The sequence below is a fragment of the Bradyrhizobium sp. Mp19 genome, assembly GCF_029952935.1.
GTDB lineage: Bacteria > Pseudomonadota > Alphaproteobacteria > Rhizobiales > Xanthobacteraceae > Bradyrhizobium > Bradyrhizobium elkanii.
Genome location: NZ_JASAUT010000047.1, coordinates 19456 through 38888 on the forward strand (window position 1 = coordinate 19456; position 19433 = coordinate 38888).

Consider the following 19433-nt stretch of genomic DNA (forward strand, 5'->3'; position numbering starts at 1 on the left):
GCGAAGCCTGACCGGAAGCAGCCGGCACAGGCTCCGCCGGCTGCCGGCGATCAATGCCCCGCTGCGATCCGGGTCGGACCGCAGACGTCGTCCTGCGAGTCCTTGTCGTGGCCGCGGCCGTTGTCCTTCATCCGGCCGTGATCGCCATCGCAATTGACGGGAGCGAACGACACGCCGCGATAGACCGTGCCGAACGCCGGCGGCACAACGACGTCAAAGGCTTCGTTCGCCGGAAGCGTCGTCGCCGCGACCCTGTCCGTGATGGCGACGACCTGATTCGGATCGGCGCCGGGCTCGACCGAGTTGCCCACGGTCGACGTCACCGCAAAAATCGTCGCGGTGCCGTCGCGGTTGACGCGGCCGGTGATGTTGCGCAGCCCGCCGGTTGCCGGATCGGTGGGATAGCCGTTGACATGATAGAGCGCGCCGAGGTTCAGGCCCTTCTGCAGCGTGTAGGCAAGGCTCCAGCTGCCGTTGGCATAAACCCACTTCTGAAGGCCTGCGGTCGGTGACGTGGCGGCGTCGGCCAGTTGGCCGTCACCTTCCTGGGCGACATAGAGCGTCGTCGCGTTGGCGAACCAGATGCCAAAGGGATAGAAGCCGTTCGCGCCCGAATTTGCCGAGGGATTGCTCGGGAAGCCCGGAAGAATGCTGAACGCCGTCGAGGCGGCGGTCTCGCGGGTCGGCAGCACGCCCGGCTGGCCGACCTGATAGATCGTGTTGATGCCGTTGCTGCCGCTGCCTTTGGTGACGTAGAGCGTGTTGTCGGAGATCGCGAGACCGCGGAAATTATCGTCCTTGCCGGACTTGTCAGCGGCAAAGCCAAGCTGGGCAACCGAGAAGCCGAACTGGAAGCCATTCTTGCTGCCGGGCGTGCCCTGCTGCACGCCAACCACGGCATCGGAACCATCGACACCGGGCGTTGCGAGTTGCACACCGGTGTCATTGACGACAAGCACCGGCTGGGTGCCGTTGCCGGCATTGCCGACCGTGAAATACTGGTCGGCCTGGGTGCCATTGATTTTGTTGGCGCGGATCGCGCCGCGGCCATTGTCGCCGCTATAGACGTTGACCTTGGTCCGGTGCAGCGAGCCGTCGAAATCCAGCTCCGCGACCACGCGCGCATGCACGCCGGTGTCCGGATTGGTGGGGTCGACGTGGTTCGGCGAGTTGGAGTTGGAGACGTCCAGCTGGTTGACTGCCGCATCGTAGCCCATAAACGTCACGGCCTTGCCGTCGGGCGACAAATGCAGCGACAGTTCAGACTTGGAGCTGAAGCTCGTCACCGCCACGTCCGCCGGGACGGTCAGCGCGCCGATTTCGCGCAGCCGACGGCCTTCCAGATGAAATTTCTTGATCACCACCGGCGCGGTCACGCCGAAGTTCGAATCGACGGCCACGTTGTTGAAGACCCCCGGATAGCTGCCGTCGGCCACAGCCGTCGCGCCGGTCGGCAGCGTCTGGCCTATGGTGACGGTCGATGGGTTGCCCGCGTAGACCGCGGTGCTGACCAGCAATTCGTGCGGATTGCCCGCGGTCTGCGACAGTGCCGGATGGACCGCAAACAGCACCGGTGAGAGCGCCGTGCCCGCGATCAGGCGCCGGACAATGGCGCGGCGAAATGTTTCCGGAGTTGTTTGCGATTTGGCGATTGATTTGAACATGCGAAGACCCCCCATTCTTTGAAAATTGGAATGGGTTCCTCATACGGGGCCGATCGCAACACTCGTGTGACAGATCGCCGCAGCTCATGTTCACATTCCGGAAATCGCGTAGCTCGCGTGCCCGCCGATGCGGACGCTAAAGGGCGATGAGATCGGATCGGATCGTCATCGGGCCTTGGCTCATGGTTCGAGCATGATCGCCGCGCAAACGTTTAGCGTTGATCGCTTAGCTGGCCCGTCCGCCAACCCGGCCGACCCGATCCGTTTCGATCGCCCGCAGATAGTCCAGCATCAGGCGGCTGGTTGCCGACAGATGCGCGGTGTCGCGGGTCACGATCTTCAGTTCGCGCCGCCCCCAATCGTCGCGCAGCGGGATGGCGCGAAGGCCCATCCCGGCGCCGACCACCTCGAAGGCGCGGTCGGGGATCAGCCCGAGTCCCATATTCGCCTGCACCATGCGGCAGACCGCATCAAAGCCGGGCACATTGATGCGCAGCCGCATCGCCTTGCCGGCTTGCGTCGCCGCATATTGCGAGCGCAGATAGATCGAGCTCGCGGTGTGCAAGCCGATATGGTCGAAATCGAGGGTCTCGGTGAACAGCAATGTCTCGCGGCCGGCCAGCCGATGGTCGGCGCGCATCACCACCACCAGATTGTCGTAGCGATAATGGAAGGCCTCGAGCGCGCGGCTGTCGGCCTCGGCCGAGCAGATGCCGATCTCGGCTGCGCCCTCCTCGATGCCGCGCACCACCTGCCCGCTCGGCCGCTCCTGCAGATCGACGCGGAGCAATTCATGCGCGGCGAAGAAGGCGGAGAGATCCTCAGGCAGGTATTGCACGATCGCAGAGAGATTGGCGAGCATGCGGACATGGCCGCGCACGCCTTGCGAATATTCCGACAGCTCGACCGCGATCTTCTCGACATTGAGCAGCGTCACCCGGGCGTGGTGCAGCAGCGCCTCGCCGGCCGGCGTCAGCGCCATGCCCTTGGCGAGCCGCTTGAACAGCGTGACGCCGAATGCCAGCTCGAAATCGTTCATCCGTTTCGACACCGCCGACGCCGCGATCCCCTCGCGCTGCGCGGCGCGGGTGAGGTTCTGCTCGTCGCAGACCGCGACGAACAGGCGAAGCGTTGTCAGGTCGACCCGGCGCGTCAGCGCGGTCTCCGCCGGCGTGGCGGCGCGCGGAAGGCCTGTCACGATGGAGGAGATCGGCATGGACGGCGTTCCCCGGGAAAGAACGCAGCGTAGCGCTGGAGATGGCGCGGAAGATTCCAAAGCAGTGCGGGATGGAGGGGATTGTTGGGATAGGATTCCAACAATGGTCGAGTTGGGCGGTTTTTATCCCAACCAGCCGACTGCAGCTGTCATTACGAGCGCAGTTCCTCACCGTCATCCCCGCGCAAGGGCTTCGCCTTTGCGCGGGGATGACGGGTTGGATGGACCCCTAACAAAAACGCGGCGCCGAAGCGCCGCGTTTCCGAATCCTTTGCTCACGCCTATCAGCCCGCGGCCTTGGCCGGCACGTCGCGCTGGCGCTTCATCACGATCTTGTTCAGCGCGCCGAGATAGGCCTTTGCGGAGGCGACCAGCGTGTCCGGATCGGCGGCGCGGGCGGTCATCGAGCGACCTTCATGGGCCAGACGCACCGAGACTTCGGCCTGCGCGTCGGTGCCTTCGGTCACCGCATGCACCTGATAGAGTTCCAGCTTGGCCTCGTGCGGCACCAGGCGCTTGATGCAGTTGAAGACGGCGTCGACCGGGCCGTTGCCCTCGGCTTCCTCGATCTTGATCTGGCCGTCGACGTCGAGCTTCATGGTCGCGCGCTGCGGGCCATGGGTGCCGGCGATCACGGTCAGCGAGGTCAGCTTGATGCGGTCGTGGGCGGCCGCCATCTCCTGGTCAACCAGCGCCTCGATGTCCTCGTCGTAGATGTCCTTCTTGCGGTCGGCCAGCGCCTTCATCCGCGTAAAAGCATCCTCCAGCTGGTTGGCGCCGAGCTTGTAGCCCATCTCCTCCAGCTTGTGGATGAAGGCGTGGCGGCCGGAATGCTTGCCGAGCACCAGCGAGGACTGCTTCAGGCCGACCATCTCGGGCCGCATGATCTCGTAGGTCGAGGCGTCCTTCAGCACGCCGTCCTGATGGATGCCGCTCTCATGCGCGAACGCGTTACGGCCGACGATTGCCTTGTTGTACTGCACCGGAAACGAGGTGGCCGCGGACACCACCTTCGAGGCGCGGGTGAGTTGCGTGGTGTCGATCTTGTTCCAGAACGGAAATTTGTCGTTCCGCACATTGATCGCCATCACGATCTCTTCCAGCGCGGCATTGCCGGCGCGCTCGCCGATGCCGTTGACGGTGCACTCGACCTGCCGCGCACCACCGACAACGCCGGCCAGCGAGTTCGCGACCGCCATGCCGAGGTCGTTGTGGCAATGCACCGAGAAGATCGCCTTGTCGGAATTCGGCACACGCTCGATCAGCGTGCGCATGAAGTGGGTGTATTCATCCGGCACCGTGTAGCCGACGGTGTCGGGAATGTTCACCGTAGTGGCGCCGGCCTTGATCACCGCTTCGACGATCCGGCACAGATAGTCCATCTCGCTGCGGGTGCCGTCCTCGGCCGACCATTCGACGTCGTCGATCTGGTTGCGGGCGCGGGCGACCATCGCGACCGAGGTCTCGATGACCTCCTCGGGGGTCTTGTTCAACTTCACCCGCATATGCAGCGGCGAGGTCGCGATCACGGTGTGGACGCGGCCGCGGCGGGCGAACTTCACGGCTTCGGCGCAGCGGTCGATGTCGGCCGGATGGGCACGGGACAGGCCCGCGATCACCGCGTTCTTGGAGCGGCGGGCGATCTCGCTGACCGCCTGGAAATCGCCTTCCGAGGTGATCGGGAAGCCGGCCTCGATGACGTCGACGCCCATGTCGTCCAGCAGCTCGGCGACCTCGAGCTTCTCCTCGAATGTCATGGTGGCGCCGGGGCACTGCTCGCCGTCGCGCAAGGTGGTGTCGAAAATGATGACGCGGTCCTTCTCGGACTTGTTCGCGGTGGCCATGTTAGAAATTCCTTTAAGCTTTGCGCCCGTCATGTTGCTCCTTGAGCAATTACTTGGGCGATATCAGGGTTCGGTGATCTCGTACAAACCCCTGAGTGCCCAGGCGCAAACGCCCAGCCGGCCCTCAGGGGCAGGTAAGAAGAAGGCCGCCAATAAGCAGGGTGGGCGCTGCGGCAGGGATCGTGGCGGTAGCCTCGGCCACCTCCCCAAAGATCCCATCAATTTGGCCGCGAATCAGCATTGCCAGACCCTGTTGAGCGCCAAAATCCTCGGACAAAACCATTGACGGTTGGTTGCCGGGACGCGCTGTGCGCCGTCGTTCTAGACGATTATGGCAAGCCGCCGCAATGGGTAAAGATGGTCAGGTGGGTTGACCTAACGTTCCCGCATGGCTAGGCGCACCCCTTTCTCGTCCCCTCACCTCCGGCCGCGCGAAGACGCGCGCAGGCTCGACGGGGAGCGGCCGTAGAGGTCAGCGAAGGCGGCGTTGAAACGGCGGACGCTGCCGAAGCCGGCGCGGAAGGCGATCGCGGTCATCGCGTCGTTGGTGGTGTCGATCAGGCGCTTGGCGCGCTGCACGCGGCGCGTGGTCGCGACTTGTTGCGGGCTGGCGCCGACATGGCGCTCGAACAGCCGGGCGAGGTGGCGCGCGGTGATGCCGAGCCGGTCGGCCAGTGCTGCGACCGAGCCGCGCTCCAGCGCGCCGCCGTCGATCAGCTTCAGCGCACGCGCAACCGTGGAGCGCGTGCCGTTCCAGGCCGGACAGAACGGCGCGGTCTCGGGACGGCAGCGCAGGCACGGCCGATAGCCGGCCGCCTCGGCCGCAGCGGCGGTCGGGTAATAAGTGACGTTGCGCGGCAGCGGATGCTTCACCGGACAGACCGGCCGGCAATAGATCCGCGTGGTCTTCACCGCCGTGAAGAAGCGGCCGTCGTAGCGCGCGTCGCGCCGCAGTCGCGCAGCGTTGCAGGCATCGAAGCTGAGCATGAGGCGGAGTCTAGCGCATCGCGCGGTCAAGGAAAGTGGCCCGAGGTGATGAGGTCCGATTCCGGCCAGCGCGACCCGCAGCGCTGAACTAGATCGATCCGATCGATCAAACCGGAGACATCGCCATGACCAACCCGACAGCCAGGGAAACCAGTAAGCAAATTGTCCTCAACGCCTGGCAGACTTTCAGGACCCGCGACGCCAAGCTGATCGCCGCGCTGTTCGCACCGGATGCCGAATGGATCGCGCCCGCCCGCAACGCCACCGCGGTCGCGCTCGATCACGCCGACCACATGATCGGCGCTGACGCGATCGCCCGCTTCATCTCAACCGAGATGCACCGCCTGTTCTCCGAGATCGACATCGCGTTCCGTGCCGTTCATGCCGACGGTGACAGCGTCATCGTCGAGGAGCGCATGCGCGCGACGCTGCCGGGCGGCCGGCCCTACGACAATGACTACTGCTTCGTGTTCGTGGTCGAGGCCGGCCGTATCAAGCAGGTGCGGGAATACATGGACACGCGCAAGAGCTGGCAGATGGTGTTCGGAGAAGCCGCGGCATGAGGTCCGCGTTCATGTCACGGAGACGCCGGCGCTCCCTTCTCCTTGCGAGAGAGGGAGCCTGAGCGGCCCGCTCACCGCACTTCCGCGCGGGGCTCACCTCGATGAGCCGCTGGAATCATCGCCCACGCCCCGCGCCGGAACATGGTCACATGGCGCAACATCCAGGCATGAAGCCAACCGGCGAGGATCACAGACACGATCGTGACCACCAGACCGCCGATCAAGTCCACCACGTAGTGACCGCCGACGATGGGCGTCGCCAGTATCATGGCCAGATTTGCCAGCGTCATCGGAATGCGAAGCCATCGAACGTTCCAGCATGCCCAGATCAGGATCAAGGCCGCGGTACAGTGAAAGCTTGGAAACGCGATCAGTCCCTGGCCATGAAAATTGCGCAGGCTCCTGAGGCTCCCGTCGCGGATCCGGATCAGATCGTCGATCCAGCCCTCGGAGGTCAGAGGCAAATTCCGGAACGAAGACACTTCCGTATCGCTGACGTGCAGATGGGTCCATGCCGTGGTGGCGGGCAACAAGGCGAAAACTGCAATGGTGATGGTTAGCGATATGATCGCCGCCAGGATGAATTTTTCGAGCGTTTGGATTCTCCCCGTCACGGCCAGCACCAGGATTACGAGATGGGGAAGAAGGAAAATGGAGTTATAGGCCTCGGTCACGATGCGGGCCATCATGTCCGAACCAGCGAACAGGCCCGCATAGGTCCTCCAGTCGTAGCCCATCAATTGATCGGCACGCAGAAGCTGAGCATCAACCAGGGGACGGCCGACCGTCGCTGCCGCATAGGTCAACATCGTTGCAGCGATCGCCACGATGATATTCTGCGACCAGGTATTTATGAACAATTGAACGAATTGGATGCGCAGTCCCTTTGCCACGAGGTAGATGCTGAGAACGATCGCGGCTACCTTGCCATACCCATCCCAATCGACGTCGACGTGCCTGAAGCCGGACCAATGGAAGGCGGCAAAACAACCGGCCAAGAATAGCAGGACGGGCGCCCAGAGCACGCCCCTCAGCGCGTCATCATTCACGTTGTGATTGCCTGTCGCTAAATCTGCGGTTGCCATGCCCTCATGTTGCGTCAATTCATTAATATTACCTTGCATGCGGCCGGTTTGAGCGGGGAATATCCGCATGCGGCCGACAACGCGTCACCTTGCGATAGATTGCCCGCGAGACTGCGGACGCCAGACGCGCACATAAGGACGGCTCCGGCGGGTGGGACGCCTCCCACGCCGCAAAGGGAGCGAGAGCCCGCGGTCTGCTCACGTCGCGGGACCGCGGGATGTCATCCAGCTTCTCCGCGCCCTATTTCCTCGCCGTCGCGGCCTTCTTCTCCGCCCCCTTGCCTTCCGTCTCCAGCGCCGCGCGGACGCGCTTGAATTCGCTTAAGTCGGCCTTGTCCACCTCGGGGAATTTCAGGTCGAGCTTGTCGAGCGCGTTGACGATGGTCGAGCCGATCACGACGCGGGCGAACCATTTGTGGTCGGCCGGCACGATGTGCCAGGGCGCCTGCCCGGTCGCGGTGTGATGGATCATGTCCTGATAGGCGGCCTGATATTTGGCCCACAGCTTGCGCTCGGCGACGTCGGCCATCGAGAACTTCCAGTTCTTGGCCGGCTCCTCGAGCCGGTCGAGGAAGCGCTGGCGCTGCTCCTCCTTGGAGACGTTGAGGAAGAATTTCAGGATTACGGTGCCGTTGCGCGACAGATAGCGCTCGATCGCCGCAATGTCCTCGAAGCGCTCGCGCCAGATGTCCTTGCTGACGAGGCGCTTCGGAATCTTCTGCTTGTCGAGCACCTCGGGATGCACCCGCACCACCAGGCACTCCTCGTAATAGGAACGGTTGAAAATGCCGATGCGGCCGCGCTCCGGCAGCGCGATCATCGCGCGCCACATGAAGTCGTGGTCGAGCTCCCTGGTCGACGGCTGCTTGAAGGAGGAAACCTCGCAGCCCTGCGGATTGACGCCCTCGAACACGCTCTTGATCGCAGAATCCTTGCCGGCGGCATCCATGCCCTGGAAGATCAGCAGCAGCGACCAGCGGTCCTGGGCGTAGAGCTTCTCCTGGAAATCGTTGAGCCGCTTGCGGTTGGCCTCGATGATCTTGCCGCCGGCGTCCTTGTCGATGCCGCCCTTCTCGGCGGTCGGATACGATTTGAGGTGAAATTCGCCCGACCCGTCGAAGCGGAACGGCGCGACGAAGGGCTTCAGTTCATCGGCGAGCGATGGGGACGGTTTGTTGCTCATGGCTTCTCGACGGCTTGCGTGACGACTTGATCCGGTCGATCACGCTACCAAGAATGCCCTTGGGCAGGAAGATGATGAACAGCACCAGCAGCACGCCATAGACCAGATTGTCCCAGCCGACCGCCTTGGTGCCGAAAGAGATGCGCAGCACCTCGGCCAGCACGATGGTGATGACGGCGCCGACCGTCGGTCCCAGCGCGACATAGACGCCGCCGACGATCGCCGCGAACACCATCTGCAAGGAGACCGCGATGCCGCTCACCGTGTCGGGCGAGATGAACATCTGGTACTGGCAGTAGAGCGCGCCCGACAGCGCGGTCATCAGTGCGCTGATCAGGGTGATCTTGAGCTTCTCGGCGGTGACGTTGACGCCGGCCGCGGCGGCGGCATCCTCGTCCTCCGAGATCGCCTCCATGGCATGGCGGATCATGCTGCGATCGATCGCGCGCCAGATCACGAGGCCCAAGACCCAGACCGCGAGCGCGATCAGATACCAGGTGGTCTTGTCGTCGAATTGCAGCGCGAGCAGCCCCTTGCCGCTCGGCGCGCGCTGCGGCGTGTAGCCGAGCGAGCCGCCGGTATAGTCGCGGGTCGCGGTGATGACCTGCAGCACGATGCCCGACAGCGCCAGGGTCACCAGCACGAAATAATGCCCGGTGATGCGGAAGCGGAAGCAGGGATAGGCGACGACGAGCGCGAGCACGCCCGCGGTCGCCATGCTGAGGGGAATGCCGATCCAGGGCGACACGCCAAGGTGGTTCCACAGCAGCGCGGTGACATAGGCGCCGATGCCCATGAAGCCGCCATGGCCGAGCGAAACCAGGCCGAAGCGCCCCATGATCGACCACGAGGTGTAGGCGAACGACCAGATCAGGATCAGCACCAGCACGTGCAGATGATAGGGATCGCGATGCACGAAAGGCACCGCGACGAGCGCGATCAGCGCGATGATCCAGCCGGCGGCTTGCCTGTTCACGAGCGCCTCGCCAGGAGGCCCGCCGGCCGGATGAACATCATGACGATGAAGAAGGCAAAGGCCAGCACGTAACCCCATTCGAGATCGGAGAACAGGCCGCCGAGCGAGATGATCTCGGCGAACACGAAGGCGGCGATGAAGCCGCCGATGAAATTGCCGAGCCCGCCGAGCACGCAGATCAGGAAGGTGATCGGCCCGAACGACAGGCCGACGAACGGATGCACGTCATATTGCAGCACCAGCAGGCAGGCGGCGAGCCCGGCGAGCCCGCCGCCGATCGCCGAGGTGACGAGATAGATGCGCTTGGGATCGACGCCCATCAGCGGCATGATCTGGCGGTCCTGCGCGATGGCGCGGATCGCTGTGCCGGTGAAGGTGCGGGTCAGGAACAGATAGACGCCGATCATGCCGAGCAGCGCGGCGCCGAACGACAGCAATCGCGCGTAGCTGAAATTCATCTCGCCGAGCGCGAGCACCGGCAGGCGGATGCCGAGATTGCGGAAGTCGATGCCGAAGGCGACGGTGGCAAAGCTCTGCAGGATGAACAGCACACCGCCGGTGGCGAGCAGCTGGTTGATCGGCGGCGCAGTCAGGAGCGGCGCGATCACGAAGAAATGCAGTGCGGCGCCGAGCAGCGCCACCAGCAGGATCACGAGCGGCGCGGCGGCCCAGTATGGCAAGTGAAAAACCTGCACGAGATAGTACATGCCGTACATCCCGATCATCACGAGCTCGGCGTAGCAGATCCAGGTGACGTCGATGACGCCGAAGATCAAGTTGAGCCCGAGCGCGAGCAGCGCCAGCACGCCGCCGAGCAGGATGCCGTTGATGACGGCCTCCAGCAGGTAGATGTCGAAGATGTCGAAGAAGGACTGCATGGCCATTGCGCCCTAGACTGTGACAGCTAGCTGACCTAGCACCGCCGTCATCCTGAGGTGCGAGCGCAGCGAGCCTCGAAGGATGGGCCACGGGCTGCGTCCATCCTTCGAGGCGCGCAAGAGCGCGCACCTCAGGATGACGGCAGAATGTGCAAGGGTGCTAGCCCGGTCCACGATCATCATCCTCACACCCCCAAATACGCCTGCTTGATGGTGTCGCTCGCCGCGAGCTCCGCCGCTGACCCGGCGGCGCGGATGCTGCCGGCTTCCAGCAGATAGGCGCGGTCGACCACGCGCAGCACCTGCTGCACGTTCTGCTCGACGATCAGGACCGTCAGGCCGCTGGCGCGGATGCGCTTGACCAGCTCGAACACCTGCTGCACCACGACCGGCGCGAGCCCGGCCGACGGCTCGTCGAGCAGCAGCAGTTTCGGGTTCGACATCAGCGCACGGCCGATCGCGCACATCTGCTGCTCGCCGCCCGACATCGTCCCGGCCATCTGGTGCTGGCGCTCCTTCATGCGCGGAAACAGCTCGAACACGAACTCGAGCCGCTCGGCGTAATGCGCGCGGGCGCCGGGCATGAAGGCGCCCATCTTCAGGTTATCGGCGACGGTGAGCCGCGGAAACAGCCGGCGATTTTCCGGCACATGCGCGATCCCGAGGCTGACGATGCGATGTGGGGGCGTCGCGACGACGTCGGCGTCTTCCATCGCGATCGTGCCCCTGATCGGTCGGATCAACCCGGAGATCACCCGCATCAAGGTGGTCTTGCCGGCGCCGTTCGGGCCGATCACGCCGACAGCCTCGCCCGCCTTGACGTCGAGGCTGACGTCGAACAGCGCTTGGAAGCTGCCATAGCCCGCGTCGATCGATTTCAATTCCAGCATGCGCTCACGCCCCGATCCGGCGCCGCGCCTGGGCTGCCGCCGCGGCCGCGAGGCTCGCATCCGCATCGGTGCCGAGATAGACCTCGATCACTTTTGCGTCGCCGGCGACATCGGCCGGCAGGCCCTCGGCGATCTTCTCGCCGTGATCGAGCACCATCACGCGATCGACCACGCGCATCAATACGCCCATGATGTGCTCGACCCAGATGATGGTGATGCCGAGCTCGTCGCGGATCCGGCGCAGCATGTCGGCGGCCTGGTCCATCTCGGCCTCGTCGAGACCGCCAAGGCTCTCGTCCGCGAGCAACAGCTTCGGGCCGGTGGCGAGCGCCTTGGCGAGCTCGAGCTTCTTCAACCCGGCGGCGCCGAGGCCCTCGACGCTGGCGTTGCGATCGGTCGGCAGGCCGACCATCGCAAGCGCCCGCTCGGCGGCCTCCTCGGCCTTGCCGCGGCTGTGGCGGCCCTGGCCGTAGAACCCGGCGAGCACGACGTTCTCGAAGATGCTGAGGCGATGGAACGGCCGCGGGATCTGGAAGGTACGGCCGATGCCACGGTTGATGATCCGGTGCGGGGCGAGCCCCGCGATCTCGTGTCCGTCGAACAGGATCGAGCCGGAGGTCGGCGGCAAGGTGCCCGAGAGCATGTTGAAGATCGTGCTCTTGCCCGAGCCGTTCGGGCCGATCAGACCGAGGATCTCGCCCTGCTCGACGCGGAACGACACGTTGTTGACGGCACGAAAGCCGCCAAACCGCTTGACCAGGCCTTCCACGGCGAGCACGGCAGTTCCCTTCGCGAGCGAGCTATTTGTAGCTGTAGGTGGTGCCGGCCGGCAGCGGCAGCTCGGTCTCGCGCTGCATCTGGCTCTTCGGCCACACCACATAGGATTTGTCGTCGATATATTGCAGCACCACCGGGAACGAGCGCGCGTTCTGCCCGGCATACTGCTCTCCCTCGCCGTAGAACTTCACGCCGTAGCCGAGCATGGTGCCGCCCTCGGGTATGTCGGTGTCGAGCGCGGCCTTGCGCAGCGCATCCGGATCGACGCCGCCATACTTCTTGATCGCGCGCGGCAAGACGTCGTCGAGGAAGACATAGGCGTTGGCCGCGCCGATGCCGACATGGGCGGAACGGATCGGCACGCCGGGCTTCAGCCGGTCAAACTCCTCGCCGACCATCTTGATGACCGGCGGCAGCTTGGGATCCATGCTCTTCTGGTTGGCAAGCCAGATCGAGATCGGGTCGGTGTTGAACAGATAGTTGGCGTCGGCGCCGAGGCCTTCCTTCAGCTTCTCGTAGACGCCGTAGCCCGCGCCGTGGCCGACGATGGCGCCGAACTTCAGCCCCTGCTCGCGGGCCTGGCGGAACAACAGGGTAATGTCCGGATTGTAGCCGGTGTGGAAGATCACGTCGGGCTTTGCGCGCTTCAGCTTCGTGACCAGCGCCGACAGATCGGGCGCGGTCGCCGAATAGCCCTCCTTGAGCACGATGTTGAAGCCGGCCTTCTTGGCACCGGCCTCATTGCCCTTGGAGACGTCGACGCCATAGGCGCCGTCCTCATGGATGATGGCGACGCGGAGGTCCTTCGGTTCCTTGCCGAACTTGGACATGGAGTATTGCGCGATGAAGTCGGTCGTCATCATGCCGTACTGGTTGCCGGCGGCCTGCGGACGGAACACGTATTTGTAGTTCTTGCCGTCGAACACGCCGGAGGAAATGCAAGTCGTGATCCACATGAACCTCTTCATCTGCTCGACCCGCGCCGACACCGGCACGCATTGCGCCGAGGAGAAGAAGCCCATTACCATGTCGACCTTCTCCTGTTCGAGCAGGCGGACGGCCTCGTTGATCGCGATGTCGGGCTTGCTCTGCGCGTCGGCATAGACGGCCTCGACCTTGTAACCCTCGACGCCGGTCTTGGCGTAATGGTCGAGCATGATCTTGACGCCGGTGTATTGCAGCTCGGAGCCGCCGCCGGCCAGCGGACCGGTCAAATCAAAGATCACGCCGATCTTGATCTTCTTGTCCTGCGCATGCGCTGCATTGGCCACACCAAGCGCCGCAAGCGCGACAGATAGACCCGCAAGCCAGCGGGCAGCCCTCCTGACCGGCATGAATCCCTCCCCAGAGATTGTGCACTGCATTTTTTGTTGTCGTGCCGCCCTATCACAGGGGGAGCGGCCGATGATGTCAAGCGCGATGGCTGCGTCCGCACCGCGCAGGCTTGCGCAAAGTTTCGGCGGAACGCTGCCGACGCACGGTGCTCGGGCGTGCGGTTGGCGGCGGCAATTTATCCGCGGGGCCGTTCCATGCCGGCCCGTTTGATGGCCGCGAGCAAAATATCGCTGTCCAGGGAAAGAAAATCGATCAGGCGCTTGGCTGCTTCCGGCGCCTGCGCGTCGCTGACGATCGCGGCCGTGAAGGTCTGGACCAGCTGGAGATCCGACGGCAGCAGACCGACAACTTCGATGCCGCTCTCCTGAACCAGTTCGCTGGTCGGACCGATCGAGAGATTTGCCTTGCCTGCTCTCAGCGCTTCGGCCGCCTCGGTTCCGCGCGCCTCGAGGGTGAGCCTGACCGTGTCCGGCAAGTTCAGCCTGGGGAAAACCTTGTCGCGGACGTACTGTCCGCTCGTGCTGCTCGGCGCCACCACCTCGCCGGCCTCGATCAAGGCTTTCCTGAGCGCGACATCATTGCCGATGTCCGGCTTGCGAGAGCCTGCTCGAACCGCCGCGGCCAAAGGTGCCGTCGCCAGTCCTGCTTCCGACCCCGCACGAATTCGGCCGTCTTCGGTCAGACTTCGAAGTCCCTCGCGCGAAAGTATAACCACGTCCGCTTTGGTGCCGTGCGCAAGCTGGTGCCTGATCGTCTTCGGACCGGTGCCCTCCGACGCGCCAGATCCAGTCTCCACCCTGATGCCCGTGCTTCGCTCGAATTCAGGCAGCACGTCGCGGTAGACCGCGGCGAATCCACCCGAAATGATGACCTTGATCGTTTTGGCGCCATCGGCGATTGCCGGTGTCAATGCAGCGGCAGCGGTGGCTTGCTCGATCATTGCGCATTCCTTTGCCTAGGCCGGCAGCTGCGTCTCGATGAACGCGGTGACGAAACGCGGCATTGCGGGAGTGAGATCGGCGCGGCTGCGCACCAGATAGATGCCGGCAAGCTCGGGATTTGCCTGGCATGCGAGATTGGCCTCGATCCGCGCACGCAGCGCGTCACCGGGCATATCGACGCGCAGGATCTGCATCATCGCAAGCGCAGGCCCGGTGTAGATGCAGTGCCAGTCGGCGTCGCCGCGGCAATCCGACGGCAACAGTCCCGTCTCCTCCTCGAGTTCGCGCATCACGCTGCCGGCGATATCCACCGTCTCGCCCCTGATATCGTCGAGATCGGGCGTCCCTGACGGGAAATAGATACGTCCGGCATTCGCGGTCTGCTCGCCCATCACCCCGCACACGAAGGCGCCGTCGCTGGCGAGCAGCGCCCCCATGCCGAAACCGTTGAACACCTCGCTGTCCGGAAAGCCCCAGTCGCGCCAGGCGAGGAAGCTGGCGAAATCGGTCTCGAAATAGCTCGCGCTGAGCCGTTCGCCGGCGAAGACCGGATCGCGTCCGAGCAGCACGCGGCCGTTCCACAGGTTCGGGTTCAGCCGCTGCTGCTCGGCGAAATGCGCGTCAATCTCGACGCGCCGCTGGTCCGCAAACGGCCAAGGACGCCGCTGCAAGGCGAGGTCGAGCGCGGTGACACGACAAATGAGCGGAGACTGCATATCTGAACGTGTTTACTTCGCGTTTCCGGTGGTCTTCTTGACCTGATCGACGAACTTGTTGGTGTAGGTCTTGGTGACGTCGATGCCGGCCTTCGCCACATCGGGTGACCCTTCGCTGAACACCGCGAGCACGGCTTCCGCGCCCTTAGGGTCCATCTTGCCGGTCTCGGAATACATCGGGATCGTGTTCTTCAGCGCCGCGAGATACTGCGCCCTGTCCTTGCCGACGATCTCGTCCGGCATCTTGGCCATGATGTCTTCGGGCGAATGCGAATGGATCCAGGCCAGCGTTGCCATGATTGCGTTGGTCAGCGCCTGCACCTCCTTCTCGTGGCCGTTGACCCAGGCCGCGGTCGAATACAGCGCGCCGCCGGGATATTCGCCGCCGAACACCGCAAGCGTGTCGTGCTGGGTGCGGGTGTCGCTGAGGATCTTGAGATCCTTGTAGCTGCCCTGCAGCACGGTGACGGCAGGATCGAGCATCACGGCAGCGTCGATCTGGCCCTGCTCCATCGCCGCGACCGCCGTCGCGCCGAGACCGACGCCGATCACGGCGGTGCCGGCCGGATCGAGGCCGTTCTTCTTCAAGAGATATTTCAGGAAGAAGTCGGTCGAGGAACCCGGCGCGCTGACGCCGACCTTCTTGCCGGCAAGATCCTTGATCGAGTTGATCTCGCCGGTGTGCTTCGGCGAGACCACCAGCACGAGGCCGGGATAGCGATCATAGACCACGAAGGCCTGCAGCTCCTGCTTCTTGGCCGCGAGATTGACGCAGTGGTCGAAATAGCCGGAGACGACGTCGGCGCTGCCGCCGAGCACGGCCTTGAGCGCGTCCGAGCCGCCCTTGAGGTCGACCAGTTCGACCGCAAGCGCGGCCTTGTCATATTCGCCAAGCTGCTTGGCCAGCACGGTGGGCAGATAGCACAGGCAGGCGCCGCCCCCGACCGCGATGGTGATCTTGCTTTGCGCCGCGGCAAGGCCCGTGGACAGGGTCAGCGCCAGCAGCGTTCCGGCAAGCTTGCCAAGCAGTTTGTTCATGACGTCCTCCGTTCGACTGGCCGGCAAGATAGAGGAGCCGGGAGGCCTTGAGAAGGCGACTTTCCGACAGCTGGTCAAGCCTGCGGGTGCGGCATAGCATCTTGGCTACAAGAAAACGCCGAAGAAGCGCCAAAGCTAGAAGCACCAAGAATACTTCAGGGGAAATATCAAGGGAGGTCTTCATGAATCGTATTGCAACCGCGCTGTCGATCGCTGCCGCTTTTGCCACGGGCTGTGGCGTCACCCATTTGCTGCGGCCGGCACTCGCCGCCGAGAACATCACGGCGCAGGTCATCCACACCGGCGAGATGGAGGGCGACAAGCTCGGCGACGCCAACAAGGTCGGCTTCCGTTCCAAGATGTTCGTCGCCGCCGACGGCGCCACCGTCTCGATCCAGGACGGCAATGTGCCGAAGCACATGCATCCCAACACCAACGAGATGCAGTTCGTCCTCGAAGGCACCGGCACGGTCTGGCTCGGCGACAAGGAAGTGACGGTGAAGCCGGGTGACCTGATCGTGATCCCGAAGGGCACGCCGCATGGTGGCACCAAGCCCAACGGCCGCGCCATCAAGGCCATCGCGATCAAGACGCCGCCGCAGGCGCCGGACGATACCAAGCTGCTGGATTGATTACGGCCCGTTCGCCGTCATCGCGAGAAGGGTCATACAAGCATCGTCACCCTGAGGCGGCCGCTTCTTCAGCGGCCCTCGAAGGGTCGACGGCCACCAGCCGGGCCGATTCATCCTTCGAGGCTCGCTCCGCTCGCACCTCAGGATGACGGAGCTTGCAGGGCTCAATCGACGCATAGCATATTTGTCAGGCGCACAACTGCCGGGTTCCATGACACGACGCTTGACAGATAATTCACTTGCCCCGCGTCCGCTCACTCCATAATATGACGATCGTCATTTATAAAGAGCAGGAACCATGAGCCTGGACGATCACCCCACGGTCAGGACCGTGCGCGCGCGCAGCAGCGAACCGGTCCGCGACGTCCCGGTTTCATCGGAACTGATCAAGGACATCGCGCGACGATGCGGAGCCGATGATGTCGGCATCATCGAGTTCGAACGGGCCGCCATCGCGCCGCAGCGGGACTTCATTCGCAAGGTCTATGGCCGGACGCGCTCGCTGCTCGCGATCGTCTGCCACATGAACCGCGAGCCGGTGCGCTCGCCCTCGCGCTCGGTCGCCAACGAGGAATTCCACAGCACCTACGATCACGTCAACGAAACCGCGCGTGCCATCGTTCGCGCGCTCGACGAGCACGGCATCCCGGCCTGCAACTCGGTTGCCGCGTTCCCGATGGAGATGGACCTGCCCAGGATCATGATGGTCCAGCACAAGCCGATCGCGGTGGAAGCCGGTCTCGGCCGCATGGGAATCCATCGCAGCGTGATCCATCCGAAATTCGGCAGCTTCGTCCTGCTCGGCACCATCCTGCTCGGATGCGAGGTCGACGCCCATGACCACCCGATCGACTACAATCCGTGCCTGGAGTGCAAATTGTGCGTCGCCGCCTGCCCGGTCGGTGCCATCAAGCCGGACGGCGGCTTCGACTTCCTGTCCTGCCACACCCACAATTATCACGACTTTCTCGGCAACTTCTCGCAGTGGGTGGAGAAGGTCGCGGATGCAAAGGACGCGAGGGATTATCGCGCCCGCGTTCCCCGCACCGAGACGTTGAACATCTGGCAATCGCTGTCGTTCAAGCCGGGCTACAAGGCGGCCTATTGCATCTCGGCCTGCCCGGCCGGCGAAGACGTGATCGGCCCCTTCCTGCGCGATCGCGACGGCCATTTCGCCGATGTGGTGCAGCCGCTGATCGACAAGGACGAGTTCGTCTACGTGATCCCGGATACCGACGCCGAGGACACGGTGACGCGGCGCTTTCCGCACAAGAAGCTTCAGCATGTCACGTCCGGCCGCCATACCGGCAGCCTGCAGGCCCATATCTTCTCGCTCTCGCTCGGATTCCAGCGCGGCCGGGCCCGAGGCCTGGATTTCGCGACGCATCTGCGCTTCACCGGTGCGAGTGCGCTCGATATGACTGTTGCGATCAAGGGCAAGGATCTCCAGGTCGTGCCGGGACGGCATGTCGGAGAGGCGGCTCTGACCATCACCGCTGACTCGCAGGCATGGCTGCGCATCCAGAATCGTGACCTCGAACTTGCGGACGCGATCGACGCAAAGCTGGTGAGCTACAGCGATGAGAAGCTGTTTGCGGCCTACATGCGATGCTTCCCGCTGTGATCGGCTGCGTAGGGCGGGTTAGCGAAGCGTAACCCGCCAACTCTGCTCACCCGCGGAGAAATGGTGGGTTACGCCTTCGGCTAACCCATTCTACGCATCCCACTGCGCTGCTTCTTACTGGGCGGAATAGACCAGCTGTTCGAGATCGGCAATCAACCCCGGCCCGGTCGGTTGCCATCCAAGCTTCCTGCGCGTCTGCTCGCTGGAGGCCGCCATGTCGTATGCCGCGAACGTGCCGAGCCAGCCAAAGAAGGCTTGCGCCTCTTGCGGGGCGATGGATTTGACCGGCAGCTTCAGCCGCCGTCCGATCGTTTCGGCAATATCGCGCATCGAGACCCCCTCTTCGGCGACGGCGTGATACCTTGCGTTCGGCTCAGCCTTTTCGATGGCCAGCCGGTAGAGGCGCGCCACGTCGAGAACATGCGCCGCCGGCCAACGATTTTGCCCGTCGCCGAGATAGGCGCACACGCCCTTTTCGCGGTACACCGCGATCAATGGGGTGATGAGACCCTGCCTGACAGGATCGTGGACCTGGGGAAGACGCATAGCCGACGCGCGGGCGCCCTTCAGCGACAGGGCCGTCTGTTCCGACACGCGGGGAAATGGGAAATCCGGCGATATCGTTTGGTTCTCAGTCGCGATCCGGCCGGGTTTGGCCAATCCTGCCAAGCCCCCGGTTACGATCAATGGCCTGTCCGATCCAGCCAGAACAGAACCCAGGGCTTCGATGGCGCGGCGGTCGATCTCGCAACTCTTCGCGAAATTGGACCAGTCGTGAACGAAGCCGAGGTGAATGACAGCATCCGAAACGCTTGCCCCCTTGCGCAAGCTATCAAGGTCCTCGAGCGAGCCGCGAAGAGCCTCCGCACCAACGGCAGAAATCGCGTTCGCCCCTTCGTCCGAACGGGCCATGCCAAGAACCTGATGTCCGGCGGCGATCAGGTCCTTGACGACGGGAGTGCCGATGAATCCGGTGGCACCAGTGACGAACACACGCATGAGGAAGTCTCCAGGTTTCGTTGGAGACAAATCTGGCCCTGCGCGCTATCCTGTTAAAGTAGTGACTTTATCATGGTATAATAGC

At 63.8% G+C, this 19433-nt stretch carries 19 protein-coding genes; 4 read left to right on the forward strand and 15 right to left on the reverse strand.

The features are described 5' to 3' along the window. Positions 1-50 precede the first annotated feature (50 nt). The 3 genes from QJT82_RS34430 to QJT82_RS34440 all read right to left on the reverse strand — a co-directional run bounded on the left by QJT82_RS34430 (position 51) and on the right by QJT82_RS34440 (position 4724). Positions 51-1664 (reverse strand): hypothetical protein, encoded by a 1614-nt coding sequence (locus QJT82_RS34430; RefSeq protein WP_051447976.1) that lies wholly within the window; start codon positions 1662-1664, stop codon positions 51-53. A gap of 226 nt (positions 1665-1890) precedes the next feature. Continuing rightward, positions 1891-2880, reverse strand: a complete 990-nt coding sequence (locus QJT82_RS34435; RefSeq protein WP_028342391.1) for a LysR substrate-binding domain-containing protein — start codon at positions 2878-2880, stop codon at positions 1891-1893. 284 nt (positions 2881-3164) lie between these two features. After that, positions 3165-4724, reverse strand: coding sequence for a 2-isopropylmalate synthase (locus tag QJT82_RS34440; RefSeq protein WP_028342389.1), 1560 nt, complete (start codon positions 4722-4724; stop codon positions 3165-3167). Here QJT82_RS34440 and QJT82_RS34445 point away from each other — a divergent pair. Then, the gene (locus QJT82_RS34445) at positions 4723-5010 is read left to right on the forward strand and encodes a hypothetical protein (protein WP_196238198.1); all 288 of its coding nucleotides are present in this window, start codon (positions 4723-4725) and stop codon (positions 5008-5010) included. The two genes, QJT82_RS34440 and QJT82_RS34445, sit on opposite strands and share 2 nt — an antisense overlap. A 131-nt stretch (positions 5011-5141) precedes the next feature. Here the strand turns inward: QJT82_RS34445 and QJT82_RS34450 are convergent, their stop codons facing one another. Beyond that, a complete protein-coding gene (locus QJT82_RS34450) occupies positions 5142-5711 on the reverse strand; it encodes an Ada metal-binding domain-containing protein (protein ID WP_028342388.1) in 570 nt (189 codons plus the stop codon). A 125-nt stretch (positions 5712-5836) separates the two neighbouring features. On the opposite strand from QJT82_RS34450, the gene QJT82_RS34455 reads away from it, so the two are divergent. Continuing rightward, positions 5837-6274, forward strand: coding sequence for a nuclear transport factor 2 family protein (locus tag QJT82_RS34455; RefSeq protein ID WP_028342387.1), 438 nt, complete (start codon positions 5837-5839; stop codon positions 6272-6274). Positions 6275-6345: 71 nt separating this feature from the next. On the opposite strand, the gene QJT82_RS34460 is transcribed toward QJT82_RS34455, so the two are convergent. The 10 genes from QJT82_RS34460 to QJT82_RS34505 form a co-directional block, all read right to left on the reverse strand. Beyond that, positions 6346-7398 carry a phosphatase PAP2 family protein gene (locus tag QJT82_RS34460; protein WP_196238197.1) on the reverse strand — a complete coding sequence of 351 codons (1053 nt, stop codon included), beginning with the start codon at positions 7396-7398 and terminating at the stop codon, positions 6346-6348. A 202-nt stretch (positions 7399-7600) separates the two neighbouring features. Then, positions 7601-8542: a polyphosphate kinase 2 family protein gene (locus QJT82_RS34465; RefSeq protein WP_028342385.1), complete on the reverse strand. Its 942-nt coding sequence runs from the start codon at positions 8540-8542 to the stop codon at positions 7601-7603. Then, positions 8508-9518, reverse strand: coding sequence for a branched-chain amino acid ABC transporter permease (locus QJT82_RS34470; RefSeq protein WP_028342384.1), 1011 nt, complete (start codon positions 9516-9518; stop codon positions 8508-8510). The genes QJT82_RS34465 and QJT82_RS34470 overlap by 35 nt, the downstream gene beginning before the upstream one ends. After that, positions 9515-10396, reverse strand: coding sequence for a branched-chain amino acid ABC transporter permease (locus tag QJT82_RS34475; protein ID WP_028342383.1), 882 nt, complete (start codon positions 10394-10396; stop codon positions 9515-9517). Before QJT82_RS34475 ends, QJT82_RS34470 begins: the two co-directional genes overlap by 4 nt. A gap of 185 nt (positions 10397-10581) precedes the next feature. After that, on the reverse strand, positions 10582-11286 hold the full coding sequence (locus QJT82_RS34480; protein ID WP_028342382.1) for an ABC transporter ATP-binding protein: 705 nt from the start codon (positions 11284-11286) through the stop codon (positions 10582-10584). A gap of 4 nt (positions 11287-11290) precedes the next feature. Then, positions 11291-12064, reverse strand: coding sequence for an ABC transporter ATP-binding protein (locus QJT82_RS34485; RefSeq protein ID WP_018272977.1), 774 nt, complete (start codon positions 12062-12064; stop codon positions 11291-11293). A 22-nt stretch (positions 12065-12086) separates the two neighbouring features. Then, positions 12087-13397 (reverse strand): ABC transporter substrate-binding protein, encoded by a 1311-nt coding sequence (locus tag QJT82_RS34490; protein WP_028342381.1) that lies wholly within the window; start codon positions 13395-13397, stop codon positions 12087-12089. Positions 13398-13573: 176 nt separating this feature from the next. Next, entirely contained in the window at positions 13574-14338 is a 765-nt protein-coding gene (locus QJT82_RS34495; RefSeq protein WP_028342380.1) for a substrate-binding domain-containing protein, read from the reverse strand. Between the two features lie 15 nt (positions 14339-14353). Continuing rightward, the gene (locus QJT82_RS34500; protein WP_028342379.1) at positions 14354-15055 is read right to left on the reverse strand and encodes a hypothetical protein; all 702 of its coding nucleotides are present in this window, start codon (positions 15053-15055) and stop codon (positions 14354-14356) included. Positions 15056-15067: 12 nt separating this feature from the next. Further along, positions 15068-16093 carry an ABC transporter substrate-binding protein gene (locus tag QJT82_RS34505; RefSeq protein WP_028342378.1) on the reverse strand — a complete coding sequence of 342 codons (1026 nt, stop codon included), beginning with the start codon at positions 16091-16093 and terminating at the stop codon, positions 15068-15070. 182 nt (positions 16094-16275) lie between these two features. Between QJT82_RS34505 and QJT82_RS34510 the strand changes: the two genes are divergently transcribed. Continuing rightward, on the forward strand, positions 16276-16725 hold the full coding sequence (locus QJT82_RS34510; protein ID WP_028342377.1) for a cupin domain-containing protein: 450 nt from the start codon (positions 16276-16278) through the stop codon (positions 16723-16725). A gap of 298 nt (positions 16726-17023) precedes the next feature. After that, on the forward strand, positions 17024-18349 hold the full coding sequence (locus QJT82_RS34515; RefSeq protein WP_028342376.1) for a 4Fe-4S binding protein: 1326 nt from the start codon (positions 17024-17026) through the stop codon (positions 18347-18349). 114 nt (positions 18350-18463) lie between these two features. Here the strand turns inward: QJT82_RS34515 and QJT82_RS34520 are convergent, their stop codons facing one another. Continuing rightward, positions 18464-19348, reverse strand: coding sequence for an SDR family oxidoreductase (locus QJT82_RS34520; protein WP_028342375.1), 885 nt, complete (start codon positions 19346-19348; stop codon positions 18464-18466). Between the last annotated feature and the right edge of the window lie 85 nt (positions 19349-19433).

What these genes read in the sequence shown, in the direction of transcription:
- QJT82_RS34490 (WP_028342381.1), bottom strand. Translation starts at nt 13,397, where the DNA reads ATGCCGGTCAGGAGGGCTGCCCGCTGGCTTGCGGGTCTATCTGTCGCG.
- QJT82_RS34430 (WP_051447976.1), bottom strand. Translation starts at nt 1,664, where the DNA reads ATGTTCAAATCAATCGCCAAATCGCAAACAACTCCGGAAACATTTCGC.
- QJT82_RS34520 (WP_028342375.1), bottom strand. Translation starts at nt 19,348, where the DNA reads ATGCGTGTGTTCGTCACTGGTGCCACCGGATTCATCGGCACTCCCGTC.
- QJT82_RS34465 (WP_028342385.1), bottom strand. Translation starts at nt 8,542, where the DNA reads ATGAGCAACAAACCGTCCCCATCGCTCGCCGATGAACTGAAGCCCTTC.
- QJT82_RS34475 (WP_028342383.1), bottom strand. Translation starts at nt 10,396, where the DNA reads ATGCAGTCCTTCTTCGACATCTTCGACATCTACCTGCTGGAGGCCGTC.
- QJT82_RS34515 (WP_028342376.1), top strand. Translation starts at nt 17,024, where the DNA reads ATGAGCCTGGACGATCACCCCACGGTCAGGACCGTGCGCGCGCGCAGC.
- QJT82_RS34500 (WP_028342379.1), bottom strand. Translation starts at nt 15,055, where the DNA reads ATGCAGTCTCCGCTCATTTGTCGTGTCACCGCGCTCGACCTCGCCTTG.
- QJT82_RS34440 (WP_028342389.1), bottom strand. Translation starts at nt 4,724, where the DNA reads ATGGCCACCGCGAACAAGTCCGAGAAGGACCGCGTCATCATTTTCGAC.
- QJT82_RS34460 (WP_196238197.1), bottom strand. Translation starts at nt 7,398, where the DNA reads ATGCAAGGTAATATTAATGAATTGACGCAACATGAGGGCATGGCAACC.
- QJT82_RS34505 (WP_028342378.1), bottom strand. Translation starts at nt 16,093, where the DNA reads ATGAACAAACTGCTTGGCAAGCTTGCCGGAACGCTGCTGGCGCTGACC.
- QJT82_RS34480 (WP_028342382.1), bottom strand. Translation starts at nt 11,286, where the DNA reads ATGCTGGAATTGAAATCGATCGACGCGGGCTATGGCAGCTTCCAAGCG.
- QJT82_RS34450 (WP_028342388.1), bottom strand. Translation starts at nt 5,711, where the DNA reads ATGCTCAGCTTCGATGCCTGCAACGCTGCGCGACTGCGGCGCGACGCG.
- QJT82_RS34455 (WP_028342387.1), top strand. Translation starts at nt 5,837, where the DNA reads ATGACCAACCCGACAGCCAGGGAAACCAGTAAGCAAATTGTCCTCAAC.
- QJT82_RS34435 (WP_028342391.1), bottom strand. Translation starts at nt 2,880, where the DNA reads ATGCCGATCTCCTCCATCGTGACAGGCCTTCCGCGCGCCGCCACGCCG.
- QJT82_RS34495 (WP_028342380.1), bottom strand. Translation starts at nt 14,338, where the DNA reads ATGATCGAGCAAGCCACCGCTGCCGCTGCATTGACACCGGCAATCGCC.
- QJT82_RS34445 (WP_196238198.1), top strand. Translation starts at nt 4,723, where the DNA reads ATGTTAGAAATTCCTTTAAGCTTTGCGCCCGTCATGTTGCTCCTTGAG.
- QJT82_RS34510 (WP_028342377.1), top strand. Translation starts at nt 16,276, where the DNA reads ATGAATCGTATTGCAACCGCGCTGTCGATCGCTGCCGCTTTTGCCACG.